Annotated in this window: 1 protein-coding gene; it reads right to left on the bottom strand. The window is 44.1% G+C overall.

The annotated features are described in order from the left end of the window. Positions 1 to 1,034: CLIPPER-2 domain-containing protein (locus BM073_RS17920; protein ID WP_456151155.1), on the bottom strand; the 1,034-nt coding region annotated here is incomplete at both ends.

Below are 1,034 nucleotides of genomic sequence, written 5' to 3'. Positions count from 1 at the left end.
GTCACAACCAACGTGTAGGTTACCGTTTCACCCAGATCCCTGATCTCAGACTTGTCGCTGCTCTTCACAATCGATATTCCTGGTGCAGGAGTAATCGGGGTAGTCACCGAATCATTGTCTGTAGGGTCGTCATCACCAGCATTTGGACTTTCACCGGTTACGCTAGCCTCATTGGTTACCTCACCGGCATCCACATCTTCCTGGGTAACAGGATAAGTGGTTTCCACAGTTTTGGTTTCTCCCGGCTTCAGTGTACCGATGTTCACCACCAAACCTGTTTTGGTATCCACTACCGTCACATTGGTCAGAGTCACATTACCGGTGTTGGTCACTGTAATCGTGTAAGGAATCTCCTGACCTGCTTCAGTAATCACTGCATCATTATCAGTGATCTCAATCTGGATATCCGGATTCTGGTCTGCAGGAATTATTAATGTCGCATCATCTGATACTTCTTCTTCTCCCGCATTTCCTGTTACAGAAGCAATGTTCTCAAGCTCACCGCTATCTATATCTTCCTGAGTAACTGTGTATTGGGTTTCAATTATTACCACACCACCTACTTCAATCGACGGGATGACTTGATTTAACCCTGTCAAAGGATCAAGAACATTCACATCCGTTAAAGTAATAGTGCTGAGATTTCTAATAGTAAGGGTATAAGTAACTACCTGACCCGCTACAGTAACTGAATCAACATCAGCTGTTTTTTCGATAGAAATCAAGCAAGTATTAAGCGTAAGGGTTACAGCTGTTCTCTCAATACTTTCGCAACCTGTAGTATTATTTATGGATGCCGCATAATATGTAACAGTTCCTACCTCGCTAAGCGTAGGTTCTACAACTTGTCCTCCTTCAGGAGAATTATACCAGATAATAGAGAAGCCTTGCGGAACAGAAGCTGATGCGGTTAAGGTCTGACCTTCTTGTATAAAGCAGGTTTCTTGATTACCTCCAGATACCGGAGCAGCAGGGGCTGCATTGATCGTCAAGGTTACTGGAGTTCTTGTCAAACTCTCACAACCTGTCTCATC

Source organism: Algoriphagus ornithinivorans (assembly GCF_900115305.1).
Classification (GTDB): domain Bacteria; phylum Bacteroidota; class Bacteroidia; order Cytophagales; family Cyclobacteriaceae; genus Algoriphagus; species Algoriphagus ornithinivorans.
This window is presented reverse-complemented; position numbering and strand designations above follow the sequence as displayed.